Source organism: Embleya sp. NPDC059213 (assembly GCF_042754445.1).
In the GTDB taxonomy this organism is placed as follows: domain Bacteria; phylum Actinomycetota; class Actinomycetes; order Streptomycetales; family Streptomycetaceae; genus Embleya.
Map to the genome: position 1 here is coordinate 1 of NZ_JBHZAV010000061.1, position 19,222 is coordinate 19,222.

Below are 19,222 nucleotides of genomic sequence, written 5' to 3' on the forward strand. Positions count from 1 at the left end.
CAACTGCTCGAGGGACACCAGGTAGTCGGTGCCCTCGTCGGCGACCACGGCCACCGGGACCCCGCCTTCGGCGTTCCGGCGGCCGCGGCTCGGGCGGTCCGTTCGGTCCAGGGTCGGCGTCCGGCCTCGATGTGGTGATTCAAGTTAGGTAAGGCTAACCTACTTGTTCACCACTCAAATCGAGGACGGTGCCACCCGTGCCCATCGACTCCCCCACCACCACGCCCACCCGTCGCTATCTGCGCGCCCGCCGCGAAGGAACCTACGATCCGGCCGGCGTCGCGGTCGCCCTGGCCGAATCCGGGCTCTTCGACGAATCGCTCGTCTACGAACGCGACGCCCGCTGGTGGTTCGCCGGCGGCGCCGTCCTGGTGCTCGCCATCCACCACGACACCGTGACCGCCACCCACGCGGACGAACACACGAGCATGCCGTGGACCCGATCCCCCGCCCGGGCGATCGACGCCGCGCTGCGCCGCGCGCCGGTCCGGGACTGGCGCCTGTACGGCCACTGGGACTTCGAACTCGGCGCCGCCATCGCCGGGTTGCCCTCCCCCGACGGGGAACGGGCCCTGGGCCGACTGACCGTCCCGCGCGTCGAGGTCGAAATCGACGCGCACACCCTCACCGTGCGCGCCCTGGACCCCGACGACCTCGAACGGGTGCTGCGCACCGCCCTCGCCGCCGCACCGCGGCCGATCGCCCCGACCCGGCCCGTGGACGTCGAGGCCGGGGAACCGGCCCGGTTCACCACCGCCGCGGCCGCCGCCGTCGAGCACATCCGCGCCGGCGAACTCGACAAGCTGGTCCTGTCCCGATCCGTGCCGGTCCCCTACCCCGTGGACTTCCCGGCGACCTACCTCCGGGGACGGCGCGCGAACACCCCGGCCCGGTCGTTCCTGCTCGACCTGCCCGGACTGCGCGCCGCCGGATTCAGCCCCACGACTCTCGTCGAGATCGACGCCGACGCGCGCATCACCACCCGACCGCTCGCGGGCACCTGTCCCCGCGACGGAGACCCCGCCTTCGACGCCCGACGCCGCACCGCCCTGCTCCGGGACGCCAAGGAGGTCTACGAACACGCCGTCTCGGTGCACCAGGCCGACACCGAACTGCGCGCCCTGTGCGAGCCGGACAGCGTCACCGTCGACGCGTTCACGACCGTCGAGGAACACGGCAGCGTGCACCACCTCGGGTCCCGCGTGCACGGCCGACTCGACCCCCGGCACGGGCCGTGGGACGCGCTCGTCGCGCTGTTCCCGGCCGGAACCGCCTCCGGCATCCCCAAGACCACCGCGTGCTCGATGATCGCCGGCTACGAGGACACGCCACGCGGCCTGTACGCGGGCGTGGTCGTGCGCGCCACCCACGCCGGGGAGTTGGACGCCGCACTCGCCCTGCGCATGGTCTACACGCGCGACGGCGGCACCTGGCTGCGCGTGGGCGCGGGCATCGTGGCCGATTCCCGGCCGGTGCGGGAATATCGCGATACGTGCCACACCCTCGCCGCCGTCGCCCCGCACGTCGTGCCGCAGGTCGTGCCGCACCCGAGGAACCCGCCGGCACCGCCGGACACCCCCGCGTGAGGCCCGGGCGGGACCGGCGTGCACCCGCCACCTGGGCTACTCGTACGACTTATCGATTTCGTTCCTAAATATCCCGCTCATACGCTTCGACCCGTCGGTGACGGCTTCGGGCCGCCATCTCCCGATGGTTCGGAGATCCATGACTGTGCAAGAGTCGTCGTCCGCGCCCTGGTCGCGCGCACCGTCCCTGTACTGCCCCGCAGTGCCCGCGGCGGACTTCCCCGAGCGGTACGCGCCACCGGCGCGGCCCGGCGTGCGGGCGGTGCGGCTGGCCGGCGGGTTGCCCGCGTGGGCGGTGACCGGGCACGCCGCCGCGCAGGCCATGCTCACCGATCCACGGCTGGTCAACGACATGACCACGGTGGGCGAGCTCGGCTCGGCCACACCGCACGGGCTGCCGCACGCCCGCTACCCCGAGAGCTTCCTGTCCACCCAACCCCAACTCCTGGCCCGCGACGGCGCCGAGCACCGCCGGATGCGCCGGATCGTCGGTCCGTACTTCCAGGCCACGACGGCCGGGCTGGACGAGGCGGAACTCGAAGCCCACACCGACGAATTGGTCCAGGCCCTGGCCGGGCGGCAGCAGGGCGATCTGGTCGCCGATCTCGCGGTGCCGCTGGCCGCCTCGGGCGTCGCCGACATGCTGGGCCTGGCCCCCGACCGGGCGACGGCGGTCGTCCGCGCCACCATGGCCGGGGGCCTGGCCGGCCACCCCGACAGCGCGCAGGGCCGGGCCGCGCACCAGGCGTTCGTCCTGCGGATCGTGCAGACCATGGCCACCGCCCGCAGGACCCGTCGGGACAACGCCGCCCGGGCCCTGCTGACCGCCCACGACGAAGGGCGGCTGACCGGCGCGCAGACGGCCGCGATGGTGGGACTGCTGCTCGTCGGCATGGTGGAGTCGCTCACCACCATCGTCCCCACCGCCGCGCTGATCGCGATGCAGCGCCCCGAGGTGCGGGCCGCGCTACGGTCCGGCGACGCGCCGCGCACGGACGCGGTGGTGGAGGAACTACTGCGCCTGTCCTCGCCGTTCCACCACAGCGCCTGGCGGGTGGCCCGTGAGCCGCTGGTCCTGGACGGGACGCCGATCGCGGCCGGCGACGTGGTGGTGGTGTCCTTCCTGGAGGCCAACCTCGATCCGCGACGCTGGCCGCACCCCACCGAGGTCCGCGTCGACCGGGCGACGCCCCGCGGTCACCTCTCGTTCGGGCACGGCGCGCACTACTGCCTCGGCGCCGCCCGGGGCCGGGCCCAGACCCGGATCGCGCTGACCCGACTGTTCACCCGGCTGCCCCTGCTCGCACCGGCCGTCGACCCGGCCGAGCTGACCTGGCACCGAGGCGGTCTGCGGCACCTGCACAGCCTGCCCGTGCACACCGCCGGCCCGGTCGAACCGGAGGTACCCGCGGCGCGGATCGAGGGGAGACCGGACGAGAGCGTCACCGTCGGGTGTCCGTTCCGGTGAGACCTCGGGCGCGGTCCGCCCGCCAGAGGAGCATCCCCCATCACGCCTGTCCGGGACGCCGGCAACCCCCGGCCAAGGAGATCAGCCCGTGTCCGACCAGCTCCTGCCCGCACGTCTTCCCGCGCTGACCGGGCTGCGGTTCCTCCTCGCCATGTGTGTCGTGCTGTGTCATCTGTCCCTCATCTCGGGCATCTTCGCCCTGGCGCCGGACAGCCCGCTGCGGGTGCTGCAGCCGCTCGCCACCGGTGCGGTCAGTGGCTTCTTCGTCCTGTCGGGATTCGTGCTGACCTGGGCCCACGACCCGGGCGGGACGGCCCGGGCGTTCTGGCGCCGGCGCTTTTGCCGGATCGTCCCCAACCACGTGCTGACCTGGGCCCTGGCCGTCGCCTTCTTCGCCGTCATCGTCGCCGAGCCGGCCACGGTGTTGCCCGACGGCGACAGCCCGGGCGCCGCGGTGGCGAGCCTGTTCCTGGTGCAGAGCTGGTTCCCGGACGCGGACTACTTCTTCAGCTTCAACGCCCCGGCCTGGTCGATCTCCTGCGAGGCGTTCTTCTACGCGCTCTTCCCCGCGCTCCTGGCCGCCGTGTCCCGGATCCCGGTGCCACGCCTGCGCGGGTGCTGGGCGGCGCTCGCCGCGACCACCCTGCTGCTGCCGCTGGTCGCCACCGCGGTGCCGGGGCCGCCGCTGTACGACTGGATGCCCACCAACGCGACCAGCATCTGGTTCGTCTACCTCTGCCCGCTCGTGCGGCTGCCGGAATTCGCCCTCGGGATCGTCACCGCCCGGCTGGTCCGGACCGGCCGTTGGCCGCACCTGAACCGGGCACGGCTCGCCGCCCCCGCGGTGGTCGTGTTCGGGGCACTGCCGTTCCTGCCCACCCAGTACGCCTTCGGCATGGTCATGGCCGCCCCGTTCGCCCTGGTCATCGCCGCCCTCGCCCGGGCCGACGTGCAGGGGCGCACCCGACTGATGCGCCACCCGCGCCTGATCACGCTCGGCGAGGCGTCCTTCGCCCTCTACCTGACCCACTACCCGCTCATACTGACGGCCCGTCACATGCTGGGCGCGGAACGGACCTTCGGGCTGCTGCCCGGCACCCTGATCATCGCGACCCTGGCCGCGGCCTCGGTCGCGCTGTCCCTGGCCGTCCACCGGTACTACGAACTGCCGATCACCCGTCGATGGGCCCACCCACGCGCCGGTACCGACGCGGGGCGGCGCGTGCCCGACGGGGCGCGATCGCCCGGTGCCGCCGCGCCGACTCCCCTCCCGGCTCCGGCTCGGGCCCCGTCCCGGGCCCCGGGGTCGCAAGGCTCGCGGCCATCCGGGTGAAGGCTTGGGCCACGCGGCACCGTTCCCCCGCCGGCCTTCGCCCGACCACCCGCCCCGTTCCCGACTCCCACGCCGGAACCGCGGTCAGGACGGCGGCTCGGCCTTCGGGTGGTCCTGGCGGTACTGGTCGGCCTGGATCCGGTACATCCCGGCGTACCGGCCCTCGGCGGCCATCAGCTCCTCGTGCGTGCCCGACTCCGCGACGCGGCCGCGGTCGAGCACGTGGATGTGGTCGGCGCGGCGCACCGAGGCCAGCCGGTGGGTGATCAGGACGACGGTGACCCCGTCGCGCACGAGTTCGCGCATCCGGGTGAACGCCTCGTGTTCGGCGTGCGCGTCCAGCGCGGCGGTGGGTTCGTCGAAGACGACCACGTGGGCGTTGCGGAATCGGGCCCGGGCCAGGGCCAGGCGTTGCCATTGGCCGCCGGACAGTTCGACACCGCCGTCGTAGGTCTGGTCCAGGAGCGTGTCCCATCCCCGGGGCAGCTCGTCGGTCACCTTGTGCGCCTGGGCGTAGTCGGACGCCTGTTGGAACAGCACCGGGTCCGGGCCCGCCGCGATGTCGGGGCGGCCCATCACGACGTTGGCTCGGGCGGTGAGGTCCCAGCGGGCGAAGTCCTGTTGCACGAGGCCGATGTGCTCGAACCACGCGGTGCGGTCGGCCTCGCGGATGTCCACGCCGTCCCACAACACGTGCCCGGCACAGGGCAGGTACAGGCCGGCCAGGATCTTGGCGAGCGTGGACTTCCCCGAACCGTTCTCGCCGGCCAGGGCGATCACCTTGCCCCGGGGCAGGGTCAGCGTCACGTCCTCCAGGGCGGGCCGGTCGCGGCCCGGATAGGTGAAGGACACGTTGCGCACCTCGATCGTCGTCGGCGGACCGAGCGCGGCACCGGTGTCGGGGATGGCGTGGGCGTCGGCGATGGCGCAGACCTGTTCGAGGTCGTTGAGCCACAGGGCCTGGGCGTAGAGGTTGTTGATCGCCCGGACCAGCGCGGCGAGGTTGGTGGTGCCGGTCCGGATGGCCAGCACCGCCGTACCCGAGGTCGCCAGGCCGGCGTGGCCGTTGAGCACGAGCCACGCGAGCGTCGCGTAGGTGATGGCCGACGCGACCCCGGAGAGTCCCGAGGTGAGCAGGTCGGTCGTGGCGTCCGCGCGGGCCAGTCGAGTCTGCTCCGCCTCGGAACAGCGCGCCATGACGCGGTAGTGGTGCAGCAGGTAGGCCCCGGCGCCGTGGACCCGGATCTCCTGGCCGGTGCCGTGGTGCGACAACGAATAGGCGATCTCGGTCTGCTGGCGACTGTGGTTCGTCCAGGCCAGCACGGAGCGATACCGGCGGCGCGCCGAGTGCACCGTCCCCCACCCCTGCGGCACGATGATCAGTACCAGGAGCGGCAACAACAGCGGGTGCAGGACGGCCAGCACCGCACCGACGGCGACCAGCGACACCAGGGCGTTCACGACCTGCACGCCGTAGGTGATCATCTGGCGGCTCGCGTTGGTCCCGTAGCGGGCCGTGCTCAGCAGTTTCTTGAACTCGGGATCCTCGATCCTGGTCATCTCCACCCGGATGACCCGCTCCAGGAGTTCGACCTCCGCGGCGCGTTCGACCTTGGGTTCCAGTCGGCCGGTGGCGGCCGTGGAGCCGGCCCGCAACAGCGCCCCGACACAGCCGAGAATCGCCACGGTCAACAGGGCCGGCGCGGCGGAGCGAACCCGATCCGGTGTCGGCCCGGCGGCGAACAACTCCAGCAGGATGCGATTGGTCGCCAACAAACCGAACGCGGCCGTCAGCCCCTGGCCGATCTCGGCGACCACCACCACGATCAGCGCCGCGCGGTCGGCCTGCCACCCCAGCCGAAAGGATCGGCCGACCAGTCGCGGCAGCCGCCGCAGCGTCCCCAGGAAGGACAACTCCGAGGCCCGGCGCCATCGTTGCGCTCCGGACCAGGCGGGGGTGAGGCTGCCCCCGAACAGGGTGGCCGCGGTGTCCTCTCCCGCCGCCCGCGCGGCGTCGTCCGCGGCCCGGCGTCGCTCGCCGCGCACCCGCCGGCGCAACGGGCGGGCCGAATACGGCTGTCGGGTCTCCTCGGCCATCTGCGTCCCTCGATCGTCTCGTCGCCGGGTCCGCCCCGGCGAGGGTACGGACTGAACATGCTGTGCCGTGTTCGGTGCACACCGGGAGAGCGCGCGAGGGGCGTATTTGTGAGCGTTCGACGCGATCCATGCCGGCCGGCCGGTCGGCGACGGACGGGAGAGCGTGACACTGTGCACTCGAATGCCCGCACACTGTGATATTCGGGGTTCGTTTCCCTGCCCGAATACGCCCCGCACCCGCTCTCGACGTGCCGACCCCGAAGGCAGGTGCTAATCCTGGAATTGGTGCTGCGCGTCGCGGCACCGCGTGGCGGCCCGGCCGTCCGGCGAATCGGGGTCCGGATGTCGACGGTGCCGGTCACGGCTTCGGTGCCGGTCACGGCTTCGCGAAGACTGGAGTTCCCGTGGACGACTATCCGCTGTTGAACCTGTTCTGGACGATGATGTGGCTCTTCCTCTGGGTGTTGTGGTTCTTCCTGTTGTTCAAGGTGATCACCGACATCTTCCGGAGCCACGACCTGAGCGGTTGGGCGAAGGCGGGCTGGCTCATCCTCGCGATGGTGCTGCCCTACGTCGGTGTCCTGATCTATCTCGTCGTTCGGGGCCGTTCGATGAGCAGTCGCGACGTCGCACAGGCCCAAGAGAACGAGGCCGCCTTCAAGGCGTACGTCCGCGACGCCGCCGGCACGCCGAGCGCGGCGAACATGGCCAACGCACCGGCGAGTCCCGTCGACCAACTCGCCAAGCTCGCCGACCTCAAGAACAACGGCGCCATCTCCGACGCCGAGTTCCAACAGGCGAAGCAGAAACTGTTGACCTGAGCCGGCGGCACCCCGACCACCCGACCCGCGCCGAACCCCCACCGGGCTCGGGCCGGGTTGTCGGGCACCGGCCCCCGGTGCGCTGCGGCCCGGTCCGCAGGCCGGTGCGCAACTCCCGGACTTTGCCCGGAGCGACAACCATCCCGCCCGGCGCCGCGTCCTCCGCAACACGCGGTATCCGGCCGCATCGGCACGTGTCGTGGCATCCAGGGGGAGATCTCATGTCACCGATCGCAGATCCACCGAGCACGGACCACAGCCGCTGGTTGCGCGACTTCCGGGCGGCGGCCCGAGCACGCGCCGCCGCTGGGGATCCCCGGTGGACGAACGGCGCCCGCCTGCACCCGGCCCTGGTCCGCAGCATCCAACGCTTCCAGGTCGGCGAGGGCAGCGACGGCCGGGTCCTGATCGCGAAGGCCGCCGCGGACGGCGACGACGTCTACACCGCGACGATCCGGCTGTTCGTGGCCGAGGAACAAGACCACGCCCGGTTGCTGGCACACCTGCTCGCCGCGGCCGGCGAAGACACCATCCCCGGCCACTGGTCCGACGCGGTCTTTCGCCGGCTGCGCCGCTCGCTCGGCCTGCGCCTGGAGTTGATGGTGCTGATGGTCGCCGAGGTGATCGCGCTGCCCTACTACGGCGCGCTCCGCGACGGCGTCGACGATCCGCTCGCCGCCGAGGTCGCCGCCCGCATCCTCGCCGACGAGGAACGCCACGTCCCGTTCCATTGCGACTTCCTGCGCGCCTCGTTGGCCGACCTGGCGCGCCCGACCCGAGCGGTCGCCGTCGCCGGCTGGTGGGTGATCGCCGCGGGCGCGACCGCGGTGGTCGTGCACGACCACGGCCCGGCGCTCACGGTGCTCGGTACGACCCGCCGCAGATTCGCCGGGCAGGTGGCCGGGCACTTCCGCGCCGTCGTCCGGGAGACCCGGGTCGACGCGCGGATCCGCCCGCGGCCCGGCGCGGATCTACCGGGGCCGACGGCTACCGAAGGCCCGGCGCCCGCTTCCCCGATCCCCGGTCGGCCGATGGCGGCGCGGGGACGCGTCGGCCGGTGATCCGGACGCCGCCGACACCGCCGCCGGCCAGCAGGTCGACCATGAGGTCGTAGAAGGCCAGGAGCCCGTGGGCGAGTTCGGCTCCGTGCCGGCGGGTCTGCTCCGACAGATCGGCGCGGAAGCGGTCGGCACGGTCGCGGACCCAGTCGGTCCACGGCTCGGTGGCATCGCGCCACGTGGTCACCTGCAGGCCGGCTGCGGCCAGGTCCGCTCGATAGCGCGCCGCTTCGGGGAGGTCGGGACAACTGACGCCGTCGCGCAGCAGGCGACGCTCGGCGTCGGTGAGCGGGCGTCGGGCGTAGAAGTCCTCGATGTAGAACGTCGCGCCGTCGGCGAGGGCGTCGGCGCAGACCCGCAGGAGCCGCTCGCGTTCGGGGATGTGCAGGAACGCCAACAGGGACAGCAGGTGGTCGTAGCCGGGGGTGAGCGAGGCGGTGAGGATGTCGGCGTGCACCAGGTCGACGCGCTCGTGCAGCCCGGTGCGTTCGGTGAGTCGGGTGCTCAACCGGTGCAGCGGCTCGCGCAGTTCCACGCCGGTGACCCGGCACCGGTGCTGCTCGGCCAGGTAGCGGGCGGGGCCGCCGAGGCCGGAGCCGACGTCCAGCACCCGGGCGCCCGGGCGCAGCGCCAGTTCGGCCGCCGCGTGGTCCAACGCCTGCGTGCCGAGGTAGTGAAGTTGGTCGTACGCGCTCAGGTCCGCCACCCGCAGTGGGCCGGGCCGGTCGAGCAGGACGGCGAGTTCGTTGTGCGGGCGGTCCGGGGCGTAGAGCGTGGCATCCATCGGCGGGGGCGGCGAGCCGGAGCCTCGCGCACCGTCCGGGGCGTCCGAGCCGTCCGAGCCGGACGCGAAGGTGATGTCCATCGAGCTCTCACTCTCGTGGTACGGCACCGATCATGCGGGGCCTCGGAGCTTCCGGGCTTGGTAACGCTGCGCAATTGTATGCACATGAAGAGTTATATATAGGGCATTTCGCCGCTGCGACGACACCAGCCCGCTTCCGCGCGGTCCCGTACCGATCCCGCGCCGATCCCGCGTGCTCACCGCAACAGGCCGATCTTGCAAGGGGTTTCCCACCCCGATGCCCGGGCAGCCGCGAGAACACATGATCGGAGGACGCCCACGATGCCCACCAAGACGACGCCCGCCGGCAACACACCGGCCGAACCGACGACCTTCGCCACCGATGTCCCGGCCCGCCTGGACCGATTGCCGTGGTCGTTCTGGCACTGGCGCATCCTGATCGGTCTCGGCACCGTGTGGATCCTCGACGGTCTGGAAGTCACCGTGGTCGGCAACGTCGCCGGCCGGTTGTCCGAACCGGACAGCGGGCTCGACATCACCGCGGCTCAGGTCACCGGTCCCGGCGCCGCGATGTACGTCGCGGGAGCGTGTGTGGGTGCGTTGTTCTTCGCCTGGCTGACCGATCGATTCGGCCGCAAGAAGTTGTTCATGGTCACGCTCGCCGTCTACCTCGTCGGCACCGCGCTGACCGCGCTGTCCGTCCAGGCGTGGATGTTCTTCCTCTTCCGGTTCGTCACCGGACTGGGCATCGGCGGCGAGTACGCGGCGATCAACTCCGCCATCGACGAGTTGATGCCGGCCCACTACCGAGGGCGGGTCGACCTGGCCGTCAACGGCACCTACTGGGCCGGAGCCGCCGGCGGCGCACTGCTGTCCGTGCTGATGCTCGACACCGCGCTCTTCCCGGCCGACCTCGGTTGGCGGCTGACCTTCGCGCTCGGCGTCGTGCTCGGCCTGGTCATCCTGTTGGTGCGTCGACACGTCCCCGAGTCGCCCCGCTGGCTCTACCTGCACGGCCGAGGCGAGCAGGCCGAGGAGTTGGTCGCCGACGTCGAGCGGAAGGTGGAGGCCGAAACCTCCAAGGACACCGGCGAGCGTCGCACGTTGCCCGAAGCGCACGGCGAACTGACCATCGACCCGAGCAAGGCCACCGGTCTGGGCGCCATCGCCCGCAGTGTGGTCCGCGACCATCCGCGCCGTTCGACACTGAGTCTGTCGCTGTTCATCGGGCAGGCGTTCCTCTACAACGCCATCACTTTCGGCTTCGCGTCGATCCTGGAGACCTTCTACGACGTGCCCGGCAACCGCACCGGCTACTACTTCGCCGTCATCGCGGTCGGCAACCTGCTCGGCCCACTGCTGCTCGGCCCGCTGTTCGACTCGCTCGGACGACGCGTGATGATCACCTCGACCTACGTCGGCAGTGCCCTCGCACTCTTCGCCACCGCCTGGCTGTTCGGGGCCGGCCGCCTGAACGCGACCACGCTGACCGCGTGTTGGTGTGTCGTGCTCTTCCTCGCCTCGACCGGCGCGAGCAGTGCCTATCTGACCGTCTCCGAGATCTTCCCGATGGAGGCGCGCGCCTCGGCCATCGCACTGTTCTACGCGGTCGGCACTGCGGCGGGCGGCATCTCCGGCCCGCTGGTCTTCTCCGACCTGACCGAGTCCGGCGACGTCGGCGACACCGTCCTCGCCTTCTGCATCGGCGCCGGCCTGATGCTCGCCGCGGGCATCGTCGCCGGATTCCTCGCCGTCGACGCCGAACGCCGCTCGCTGGAGGACATCGCCCCACCGCTCTCCTTCGTCGACCGCAACTCGACAAGCGGCTGAACCGACCACGCGCCGGCGGGATCGGGCACGGCGACGCAGACTCGAATGATGGAAATCCACCAGGCCCACGGGCACCTCACGATCCCCGGTCACGGCGACTTCGAGGTCGGGCTCGACCTGTTCGACTGGCCGGTCGACGGTGACGTGCTGCCGCGCCCGTGGAGTGCCATCATCGACAACGGCCCGGTCCTGGCCGCCGGCACCGAAGGTCTCCTGCGCCTGAGCACCGAGCCCGACACCGTCGGTCACCCGTTCGTGGTCATCGCGAGCGGAGAGCACGTCGCCCGGATCGGGGCGCGCGAAGGACATGCGAGCGGCACGGGGTGGTTCGGTCCCCCGTGACCCGCCACGCATCACCCGTTCGGCCCTGGTGACGTCACCCCTGCGAGGCATCTTCGACCCATCCGCGTGACACGGTGCGCGGCCGGCCGGTTGTCTCTTCCCGTGTTCGGGCGACGTATCAACGCCGCGTCGTAGCAGGGGTATTGCCCGGATCGGGGAGGATCCGGGTCGAACCCGGGCGGGGTCCGCGTGGTCTCCGCTCCGCCGTGCGGGGAGTGCCCGTCCCACACCGACGTGCCCGCCGCACGGCGGATACCATCCCGTCCGGCCGAGGAGTCCCATGACCCGACCCCGCTCCGTCCACCGCGCGGCCGGGATCGACGACCCGCGTCTCGTCGAAGCCTACGAAGCGTGCCGCACGGCGATCCGCAAGGCGGGCGGGACCGAGTACCGGACCTCCCATCTGATGCCGCCGGCGTTACGACCGGCGCTGTGGGCGATCTACGCGGCCGGCCGGGTGATGGACGACCTCGCCGACACCGGCGATCCCACCGGCCGCAAGGCACGGTTCGACGCCTGGACCGCCGCGTTCCACGACGACCTGCGGCGCGGCGACAGCGCGGATCCGGTACGCCGGGCCCTGGTGCACACGATGCGGACGTGGGACCTGCCGACCGACGGCCTGACGGCGGCCCTCGCCGCGACCCGCGCGGACATCGACGGGCGCACCCATCCCACCTGGGCCGCGTGGAGCGCCTACTCCCAGGCCGTCAACACCTCCTTCTTCGCCCAGGGCGCGGCGTTGTTGGCCGCCGCGGGCCTGTATCTGCCGCTGCGGTTGCGCTATCTGGAAGCCGCGCGGCAGTGGGTGGACGCACTGAGCATCGTCGACAACCTGGAGGACCTCGCCGAGGACCTCGCCCAGGGTCGGATCACCATGCCGATGGAGGTGCTCACCGAACACGCCCTCACGGCGGCGGACCTCACCGGCGCGGCCGAGCGCGCGGCACGAAAACGCGGGCCGGGCAAGGCTCCGGACGGTGGGCCGGACGCGTCCGTCGAAGCCCTGATCGGCCGGCTGGTCGCCCGGGCCCGACAGTGGCTCGCCCAGCCCGAGTTGTTCCACGAACTGCCCCCCGCGCTCGCGGTGGTGGCACGCGCGGTGACCGACCTGGCCCGGCTGCGCCTGGACCGGGTCGAACACACCGGGATCGGGCTGCTGCGCCACCGGCCCCGGCTGCCCCGAATCGCCACCGAGCGCATCCTCCTGCCCGCCCGGCTGAAGGCCCACATCGCCTGGCGGTTCCTCACGCCGATCGCCCCGGCGCGTGCTCGACCCGACGGCGCGACTCGGCGCCCGCCGACCCCGGCCGGGTTGCTCCCGGCGCCGCGCTCCGACGCTCCGGTGCCTGCGCGGCCGCACTCCTCCGGGGTACACCCGCCGATCTGGCCCGCGGAGCGGCTCCCCCGGCATGTGGCCGTCGTGATGGACGGCAACGGCCGCTGGGCCACCGACCGGGGCCTGCCGCGTACCGAAGGCCACCGCGCGGGCGGCAGGTCGATGCAGGACGTGGTCCACGGCGCCCTGGAAGTCGGCCTGCGGCACCTGACCCTCTACGCCTTCTCCACCGAGAACTGGCGCCGCCGTCCCGAGGAGATCGACGGCCTGCTCGCGCTGGTACGCGACGACATGATCGAGGAGACCGTGCTCGACCACGACATCCGGGTGCGCTGGGCCGGTTCCGCCGAAGGCTTGCCCCAGGACGTGCTGGAAAAGCTGGTCCGCCTGGAACACGGCACCGGCAAGCGCACCGGGCTGACCCTGACCCTGTGCGTCAACTACGGCGGCCGGATCGAACTCGCCCAAGCCGCCGCTTCGTTGGCCCGTGCCGCCGTCGCGGGCCGGCTCGACCCGGCGCACATCTCCGAGCGCGTGTTCGCCGCCCACCTGGCCCTGCCCGACCTGCCGGACGTCGACCTGCTGTGGCGCACCGGAGGCGAACAACGCACCTCGAACCTGCTGCCCTGGCACGCCGCCTACGCCGAACTCGCCTTCACCGACACCCGCTGGCCGGACATCGACCGCCGCGACCTGTGGCAAGCCCTCACGACCTACACCACCCGCACCCGCAACTTCGGCACGATCCCCGGCCGATCCCCCCACGGCCCCGACCCGACCCGCCCCGCACCACCCGGCGGCCCCGGCACCGGCGGGCCTCAGCCGCCCCGCCGGTAGCGGGGTCGACCAAGGCACGCCCCGGGGTCACCTCGGAGCGGCGCTCAGGGTCGGTGACGGCGGTGGAGTTCGACGGCGACGGCCAGATCCTCCCAAGACATGCCCACGCTCTTGAACAGGCGGGGTCGGTCGTCGGGGACGGTCGCCCGGCCGTGCACCAACTCCGCGAGGTTGGTCGGGCCGGGCCCCCCGTGGAAGAGGTCGTCCCAGCCGGCGGCCAGCAGGTCCCCGGCTTCCCGGATCGCGGCGGCTCGGGCCTCGACGTAGACGGCGGAACGACGCACCAGCGTGCCGTCCACCTCGCGCGCGGCCGGTTCGTGCGAGCCCACCGCCGCCACCGCCGCGTGCGCCGGCACCAGGGCACCGTCGAACAGCGGATCACGGGCCGTCGTGGCGCACACCACGATGTCGGCGTCGGCCACGGCGTCCGGCTTGCCGACCGTCGCCGTGAGACCCAGGGTGCGGGCGTGGTCGGCCAGTGCCCGGGCCGGGCCGGCGCTGCGGGCGACCACGGTGAGCCGGGTCAGCGGACGGATGGCGAGCATCGCGTCCAGGTGGCCGTACGCCTGCGGGCCGGTACCGAACAGCACCAGGTGCGCGGCGTCCGGGACCGCGAGGCGGCGCAGGGCGACGGCGGTGACGGCGGGGGTGCGCACGGCGGTGAGCGCGGCGCCGTCGAACAGGGCCAGCGGCCGGAGGGTGGGTCCGTCCAGCAACAGATAGCTGCCGGTGATGCGCGGCAGGCCCCTGGCCGGGTTGCCGGCGGCCACTCCGGCGATCTTGACGCCCACGTGCGACGGTCCGGCCGCGGGCATCAGCAGCAGTTCGCCGGCCGGTACGGCGACGCTCGATCGCGGCGGGACACCTTCGGGGTCCAGCCCCGCCAGGAGTGTGCGCTCGATCGCCTCCATCGCCTCGGTCGGCGTCGAGGTGACCGCGATCGTGGGGAGTTCGTCCGCCGTCACAGGAGGAATCCCGTTCCGAGGGTGTCGTCGGCATCGAGGATGAAGCGATGTTCGCCGGTGCGCCGGGCCGTGCCGGTGACCTCGGTGATCACGCCGGTGGGCTGCGTCCCGACGACCTTGCCGGTGAAGACCGTGCCGATGACGGATTCGTGGCGCAGTTCGTCGTCCGGTCCGATCAGACCGCTGTCGGCGAGCAGGGCCAGCCGGGCGGAGGTCCCCGAGCCGCAGGGGGATCGGTCGATCTGTCCGTCCGCGAACACGGTGACGTTGCGCTGATTGGGGCCCGCCGGGGTGGCCGGGAGGTCCTCGTACAGGATGACGCCGTAGACGCCGGAGAGTCGAGGATCGGCCGGGTGCCGGGTGGCGGGTTCGTCCGCGAGGGCGGCGCGGATCTCCCGGCCGATCGCGGTGATTTCGGGGAGCCGGTCCGGGGTGACGGTGAGGCCGAGCGAGGCCGCGGAGACCGACGCGTAGCACGCCCCGGAGTGGGCGAGGTCGACACGCACGAGACCGCGGGAGGTGGCCACCGGGATCTGCCGGGCGCCGATGGCGGTGGGCACGTTGCGAAAGGTCACCGAGGTGGTACGGCCGGCCCGGCGGTGGACGATGGCGGTGACCCGGCCGGAGGGCACGTCGATGTACACCCGCGCCGAACCGTCCGCGGGCGCCGCGACCAGCCCCGACTCGACGGCCCAGGCCCCGAGCGCGATGGTGCCGTGGCCACAGGCGGTGGAGTAGCCGTCCTTGTGCCAGAACAACACCCCCAGATGCGCCTCGTTGTCGTCCGGCGGCACCACGAACCCGCCGTACATCCCGCCGTGGCCGCGCGGTTCATGGGTGAGCAGCCGCCGCACGTCGTCCAACGGCCCCGGCCGAGGCGCGGTGGCACTGCCCCCCACCCCGATCGCGATCGCACGACGCTCCGCGACGGTGTCCCCGGCGATGGCCGGCAACCCCCGCGACACGATCCGAAACGGTTCCCCCGCCGTGTGGTAGTCGACGGTCTCGACGACCGTGCCCTCCCCGGCGCTCAACGCCCGGCCCCCATACGGCCCACAACCGTCAGGTCAACAGTGCTCATACAAACGCCTTCCATGGCAGCGAGTGCCCATTCGACGAACGAACCCCCGCCGACAGCGAGACAACGTCAGATCCAATAAGGTGTGACATTGTACTGACTGTCACAGGCCCCCCGCAAGCCCCCTCTCTCCCGAGGCGCTCGGAGCCCCGGCGTCCTGCGTCTCGGGACCGGACGAGGGCGGTCCGGCGATGCCCGCTACCCGGTGGCGGGCAGGCGGTCGACCACCGTCGACCAGTCGAGGGCGCCGTGGCCACTCGGTGATGCGCCGTGCTCGTCGAGGACCAGGTCGACGCCGGATGTCCTGAGCGTCTCCAGACTTCGAGCGGACGCCGGATGCGCCGCGAGAGCGCCCTTGAACCAGGGCACGGCGACGATCGGGATCCCCACGCCCAGCGCCTCGTTCAGCGTGCCGAGAGCCACGTTGTCCGAGATCCCCAGGGCCCACTTGTTCAAGGTGTTGAACGTCAGGGGATACGCGAGCAACGCGTCCGGATCGGGGAACGGCCGCGGATCGTCGGGGCCGCGCTCGCGCGTGCGCACCGGTCGGCCTGCGGCGTCGGCCAGTTCGTCGAGGCTTGCGTCGAGCCACGTGGCGGCAATGGGCGTGAGCGTGAGGCACACGTCCCAGCCCAGCCCACGAACGACCCGTACCAAATCCACGAGTTCGCGCACGGGAGGGGCGGCGCAGCCCACGATCTGCAACACACGATCGGTCATACGGCGAGCCTACGAGCACGCATCCGCTCTGCCCGCCGTTCGTGCCGTCGGCACGACCGAGTGTCGCCGTCGACGTCGGCGAAACCCGCACCGACGACGCCCGGTTCCGGGGACACCGACCCTGCCGGACGCCTCGTCGTCGTCCTCTTGCGTCTTCGGGGGAAGGGCCCGTCGGCCCGATGGCGACGTCCGTGGAGTCGAATGGGTTTGCGGGTGGGCGGATCGGCGTATGGATGGTTGGGTTGCATGATCGGATGGGCTTCGGGCGAACAGAGGGGAACGGGCATGGAGTTGCGGCCGAGTCGGCGTGGGGTGCTGGGCGGGGTTGTCGGGGCGGCGTTCGGGGTTGTGCTTGCCGGTGGCGGGAGGGCCGTCGCGGGCACGGGGGTTGCCGGGCGGCTGAGGGCTCTGGAGCGGACGCATGCCGCGCGGTTGGGGGTCTTCGCGTGGGACACGGGGACGGGCGAGACCGTGGTGTACCGCACGGACGAGTTGTTCCCGATGTGTTCGACGTTCAAGACGATCGCCGTGGCCGCGGTGCTCCGCGACCTCGATCGGGACGGGGAGTTCCTCGCCACGCGCATTCGCTACACCGATCGGGACGTCACCGAGTCGGGCTACGCTCCGATCACCGGCCTGCCCGAGAACCTCGCCCATGGCATGCTCGTCGCCGACCTGTGCGCCGCCGCCATCACCCACAGCGACAACACCGCGGCGAACCTCCTGCTGCGCGAACTCGGCGGCCCGAGCGCGGTCACCCGCTTCTGCCGCTCCGTCGGCGACGAGGTGACCCGCCTCGACCGCTGGGAGCCCAAGCTGAACTCGGCGGAGCCCGGTCGCGTGACCGACACCTCCAGCCCACGCGCGATCGGCCGCACCTACGCCCGGCTCGCCGTGGGGCACGCACTCGAAGCACGCGACCGCGAGCGGCTGACCGGTTGGCTGCTCGGCAACACCACCGGCGGCAACCGCCTGCGGGCGGGGCTGCCCGCGGACTGGACCGTCGCGGACAAGACCGGCACCGGCGGCTACGGCACCACCAACGACGTGGGCATCGTCCGGCCGCCCGGCCGGGACCCGATCGTGATCGCGGTCCTGGCCGGCAAGCACGACGCCGCCGCGCCCGCCGACGAGCCGTTGATCGCCGCCACCGCCGAGACGGTGGCAGCCGTACTCGGGTGACTCCGCCGGGCCGAACCGCACGGAACCGCGCCGCACCACGGCGTGCTCAGTCGACCTTCAGCCCCAGTGTGCGCAACTTCGGCTCGATTACCACCCGGCAGTACGGCTCGAAACGATGCTTGTTGTAGAAGTCCTGCTGGTCGGATTCCGCCTCGATGAACTGCCCGTACGACCGCAGGTCGGTCACGATATCCCGGCCCAGTTGTTGCCGTACCGAATCCATGACCTTCTCGGAACGCACACGCTGTTCCTCGTCGGCGTAGAAGATCGTCGAGTGGTAGATGGAGCCATGATCCGCGCCGCTCTGGTTGGGCGTGGTGGGGTCATGGCTCTGGAAGAAGAAGATCAATACTTCTTCGAACGAGATCTCGCCCGGCCGGAAGGTGAGTTGCACGGCCTCGACGAATTTCTGCGGGTTGAGCCCATGACGGATGTACGCCTCGTAGTCGGGCAGCGGACCGTTGTCCCCGGCGTAGCCCGCCACGCTCGACACGATCCCGGGGGTTCGGCGCGCCACCGCATCGAATGACCAGAAACAACCGGGCCCGAGCGTCAACGTCTCGATATCACCGTCATTGGCATCGTTGCCGTTATTGCCGTCTTCGGACATTGCCTCGACCATCGCCGTCCTCCCCCGAAACCATCTCCATATTCTGCGCTGCACAGTAGCAGGATCGAACCTTTCGGTTACAGACCGGAATCCAATTCCTCGCTTCGCCACACCGCGTTGCCGTGCCGAGCGCGGCACGACACCCAATCGTTGTTTGGCGTGGACACGATCATGAGACCCTGGACTTGGACAACCCGAGAACCCGGGAGTACGAGGTGACCACCACGGAGAAGGCCGTCATCGCGGCCGCGGCGAACCTGGCCTGGGTGAGCGTGCGCGACATCACCGGGGCGACGAACCTGGAAGCCGACCTCGGGTTCGACTCGATCCAGAAGGCGGAACTGCTCTTCAACCTGGAAGGGGAGCACGGCGTCGTTCTCACCACCAGGAACGACCTGGACACGATCGGGGACATCACGGCGGCCATCGACGCCGCTCACCCGATCCGGCTGCGCGACCTGGACTTCTACGCCGGCGTCGCCACCCGCCGCGCCGTCTTCGAAGGCGGTCCGGGAATCGACTCGGGGCCGACGGACTGGGAGGCGGCCCTGGGCGCGGACCATCTCGACGATGTTGCCGGCGAGGGCCTGCTGCGACGGGACTACGGACTGCTGGAGATCGACTTCTCGCGGGACTCCCGAGGCCGGATGGCGTGCTTCGGCTTCGGCGTCGAGATCCACCGCCTGGCCCACCGCCCGTCCGCCGAGGCCGTGCCGCCGTCGCTCTCCCGGCGGTACGGGACCTTCGCGCCGCGCATGGCTTTCGAGGAACTGCGCGTCGCCGTCCAGGACTTGGGATATCGGATCGAACTCGAAGACGAGGCACCGGACATGCACCGGTACCGCGTGCCGGGCTCCGGTACCCGCATCCACGTCATCGCGGACACCGACCCGTATGGATCGGGCCCCGACCCGGACGAACCGATCGACCCGGACGACCCACGCGTCGGCGACCTGTGGTCCCTGAGCGTCTCCCCGAGCCGGTGGGGACCGGAGTAGGCAACCCGAAGCGACCACGCGCCCGCGCCGGATTCCCCGACGGAGCTCGCGATCGGCGCCTCCCCCGTCGCGCTCCCCGATTGACGCGGCGGGCTCGGATGCGCCGTCGATGCGCCGCTACCGATCTCGGCGGAACCGGTGCCAGGCTCTCGC

The 19,222-nt window shown here is 71.8% G+C and carries 16 protein-coding genes; 10 read left to right on the forward strand and 6 right to left on the reverse strand.

Annotated elements, in window-relative coordinates:
* Positions 1-197: 197 nt before the first annotated feature.
* From ACFXMF_RS22755 to ACFXMF_RS22765, 3 genes are all read left to right on the forward strand, one after another.
* Positions 198-1,586, forward strand: coding sequence for a salicylate synthase (locus tag ACFXMF_RS22755; RefSeq protein ID WP_379992329.1), 1,389 nt, complete (start codon positions 198-200; stop codon positions 1,584-1,586).
* Positions 1,587-1,725: 139 nt separating this feature from the next.
* The gene (locus ACFXMF_RS22760; RefSeq protein ID WP_379992330.1) at positions 1,726-3,054 is read left to right on the forward strand and encodes a cytochrome P450; all 1,329 of its coding nucleotides are present in this window, start codon (positions 1,726-1,728) and stop codon (positions 3,052-3,054) included.
* An 88-nt stretch (positions 3,055-3,142) separates the two neighbouring features.
* On the forward strand, positions 3,143-4,387 hold the full coding sequence (locus ACFXMF_RS22765) for an acyltransferase (protein ID WP_360320224.1): 1,245 nt from the start codon (positions 3,143-3,145) through the stop codon (positions 4,385-4,387).
* 84 nt (positions 4,388-4,471) lie between these two features.
* Here ACFXMF_RS22765 and ACFXMF_RS22770 read toward each other — a convergent pair whose 3' ends face one another.
* A complete protein-coding gene (locus tag ACFXMF_RS22770) occupies positions 4,472-6,484 on the reverse strand; it encodes an ABC transporter ATP-binding protein (RefSeq protein ID WP_360320227.1) in 2,013 nt (670 codons plus the stop codon).
* Between the two features lie 404 nt (positions 6,485-6,888).
* Between ACFXMF_RS22770 and ACFXMF_RS22775 the strand changes: the two genes are divergently transcribed.
* Both ACFXMF_RS22775 and ACFXMF_RS22780 read left to right on the forward strand, forming a co-directional pair.
* Positions 6,889-7,305, forward strand: a complete 417-nt coding sequence (locus ACFXMF_RS22775; protein ID WP_360320230.1) for an SHOCT domain-containing protein — start codon at positions 6,889-6,891, stop codon at positions 7,303-7,305.
* A gap of 221 nt (positions 7,306-7,526) precedes the next feature.
* Positions 7,527-8,366 carry a ferritin-like domain-containing protein gene (locus tag ACFXMF_RS22780; protein ID WP_379991538.1) on the forward strand — a complete coding sequence of 280 codons (840 nt, stop codon included), beginning with the start codon at positions 7,527-7,529 and terminating at the stop codon, positions 8,364-8,366.
* Here the strand turns inward: ACFXMF_RS22780 and ACFXMF_RS22785 are convergent.
* Complete coding sequence (locus ACFXMF_RS22785) at positions 8,293-9,228, reverse strand: methyltransferase domain-containing protein (protein WP_360320236.1); 936 nt, start codon at positions 9,226-9,228, stop codon at positions 8,293-8,295. The two genes, ACFXMF_RS22780 and ACFXMF_RS22785, sit on opposite strands and share 74 nt — an antisense overlap.
* Positions 9,229-9,489: 261 nt before the next feature.
* Here ACFXMF_RS22785 and ACFXMF_RS22790 point away from each other — a divergent pair, with 261 nt between their 5' ends.
* The 3 genes from ACFXMF_RS22790 to uppS all read left to right on the forward strand — a co-directional run bounded on the left by ACFXMF_RS22790 (position 9,490) and on the right by uppS (position 13,516).
* Positions 9,490-10,998 carry an MFS transporter gene (locus ACFXMF_RS22790; protein WP_379991539.1) on the forward strand — a complete coding sequence of 503 codons (1,509 nt, stop codon included), beginning with the start codon at positions 9,490-9,492 and terminating at the stop codon, positions 10,996-10,998.
* 48 nt (positions 10,999-11,046) lie between these two features.
* Positions 11,047-11,340 carry a hypothetical protein gene (locus ACFXMF_RS22795; protein WP_379991540.1) on the forward strand — a complete coding sequence of 98 codons (294 nt, stop codon included), beginning with the start codon at positions 11,047-11,049 and terminating at the stop codon, positions 11,338-11,340.
* Positions 11,341-11,620: 280 nt separating this feature from the next.
* Positions 11,621-13,516, forward strand: a complete 1,896-nt coding sequence (gene uppS, locus ACFXMF_RS22800) for a polyprenyl diphosphate synthase (RefSeq protein WP_360320245.1) — start codon at positions 11,621-11,623, stop codon at positions 13,514-13,516.
* Positions 13,517-13,560: 44 nt separating this feature from the next.
* On the opposite strand, the gene ACFXMF_RS22805 is transcribed toward uppS, so the two are convergent.
* The 3 genes from ACFXMF_RS22805 to ACFXMF_RS22815 all read right to left on the reverse strand — a co-directional run bounded on the left by ACFXMF_RS22805 (position 13,561) and on the right by ACFXMF_RS22815 (position 16,279).
* Entirely contained in the window at positions 13,561-14,481 is a 921-nt protein-coding gene (locus ACFXMF_RS22805) for an ornithine cyclodeaminase family protein (protein WP_379991541.1), read from the reverse strand.
* On the reverse strand, positions 14,478-15,515 hold the full coding sequence (locus ACFXMF_RS22810; protein ID WP_360320251.1) for a proline racemase family protein: 1,038 nt from the start codon (positions 15,513-15,515) through the stop codon (positions 14,478-14,480). Before ACFXMF_RS22810 ends, ACFXMF_RS22805 begins: the two co-directional genes overlap by 4 nt.
* A 242-nt stretch (positions 15,516-15,757) precedes the next feature.
* On the reverse strand, positions 15,758-16,279 hold the full coding sequence (locus tag ACFXMF_RS22815) for a flavoprotein (RefSeq protein ID WP_379991542.1): 522 nt from the start codon (positions 16,277-16,279) through the stop codon (positions 15,758-15,760).
* Between the two features lie 285 nt (positions 16,280-16,564).
* Here ACFXMF_RS22815 and bla point away from each other — a divergent pair, with 285 nt between their 5' ends.
* Positions 16,565-17,461, forward strand: coding sequence for a class A beta-lactamase (gene bla, locus ACFXMF_RS22820; protein ID WP_379991543.1), 897 nt, complete (start codon positions 16,565-16,567; stop codon positions 17,459-17,461).
* Between the two features lie 46 nt (positions 17,462-17,507).
* On the opposite strand, the gene msrA is transcribed toward bla, so the two are convergent.
* The gene (gene msrA, locus ACFXMF_RS22825; protein ID WP_360320260.1) at positions 17,508-18,083 is read right to left on the reverse strand and encodes a peptide-methionine (S)-S-oxide reductase MsrA; all 576 of its coding nucleotides are present in this window, start codon (positions 18,081-18,083) and stop codon (positions 17,508-17,510) included.
* A 203-nt stretch (positions 18,084-18,286) separates the two neighbouring features.
* Between msrA and ACFXMF_RS22830 the strand changes: the two genes are divergently transcribed.
* The gene (locus ACFXMF_RS22830) at positions 18,287-19,069 is read left to right on the forward strand and encodes an acyl carrier protein (protein WP_360320263.1); all 783 of its coding nucleotides are present in this window, start codon (positions 18,287-18,289) and stop codon (positions 19,067-19,069) included.
* Positions 19,070-19,222: the final 153 nt, after the last annotated feature.

What these genes read in the sequence shown, in the direction of transcription:
- ACFXMF_RS22785 (WP_360320236.1), bottom strand. Translation starts at nt 9,228, where the DNA reads ATGGACATCACCTTCGCGTCCGGCTCGGACGGCTCGGACGCCCCGGAC.
- bla (WP_379991543.1), top strand. Translation starts at nt 16,565, where the DNA reads ATGGAGTTGCGGCCGAGTCGGCGTGGGGTGCTGGGCGGGGTTGTCGGG.
- ACFXMF_RS22760 (WP_379992330.1), top strand. Translation starts at nt 1,726, where the DNA reads ATGACTGTGCAAGAGTCGTCGTCCGCGCCCTGGTCGCGCGCACCGTCC.
- ACFXMF_RS22770 (WP_360320227.1), bottom strand. Translation starts at nt 6,484, where the DNA reads ATGGCCGAGGAGACCCGACAGCCGTATTCGGCCCGCCCGTTGCGCCGG.
- uppS (WP_360320245.1), top strand. Translation starts at nt 11,621, where the DNA reads ATGACCCGACCCCGCTCCGTCCACCGCGCGGCCGGGATCGACGACCCG.
- ACFXMF_RS22780 (WP_379991538.1), top strand. Translation starts at nt 7,527, where the DNA reads ATGTCACCGATCGCAGATCCACCGAGCACGGACCACAGCCGCTGGTTG.
- ACFXMF_RS22790 (WP_379991539.1), top strand. Translation starts at nt 9,490, where the DNA reads ATGCCCACCAAGACGACGCCCGCCGGCAACACACCGGCCGAACCGACG.
- msrA (WP_360320260.1), bottom strand. Translation starts at nt 18,083, where the DNA reads ATGGTCGAGGCAATGTCCGAAGACGGCAATAACGGCAACGATGCCAAT.
- ACFXMF_RS22815 (WP_379991542.1), bottom strand. Translation starts at nt 16,279, where the DNA reads ATGACCGATCGTGTGTTGCAGATCGTGGGCTGCGCCGCCCCTCCCGTG.
- ACFXMF_RS22795 (WP_379991540.1), top strand. Translation starts at nt 11,047, where the DNA reads ATGGAAATCCACCAGGCCCACGGGCACCTCACGATCCCCGGTCACGGC.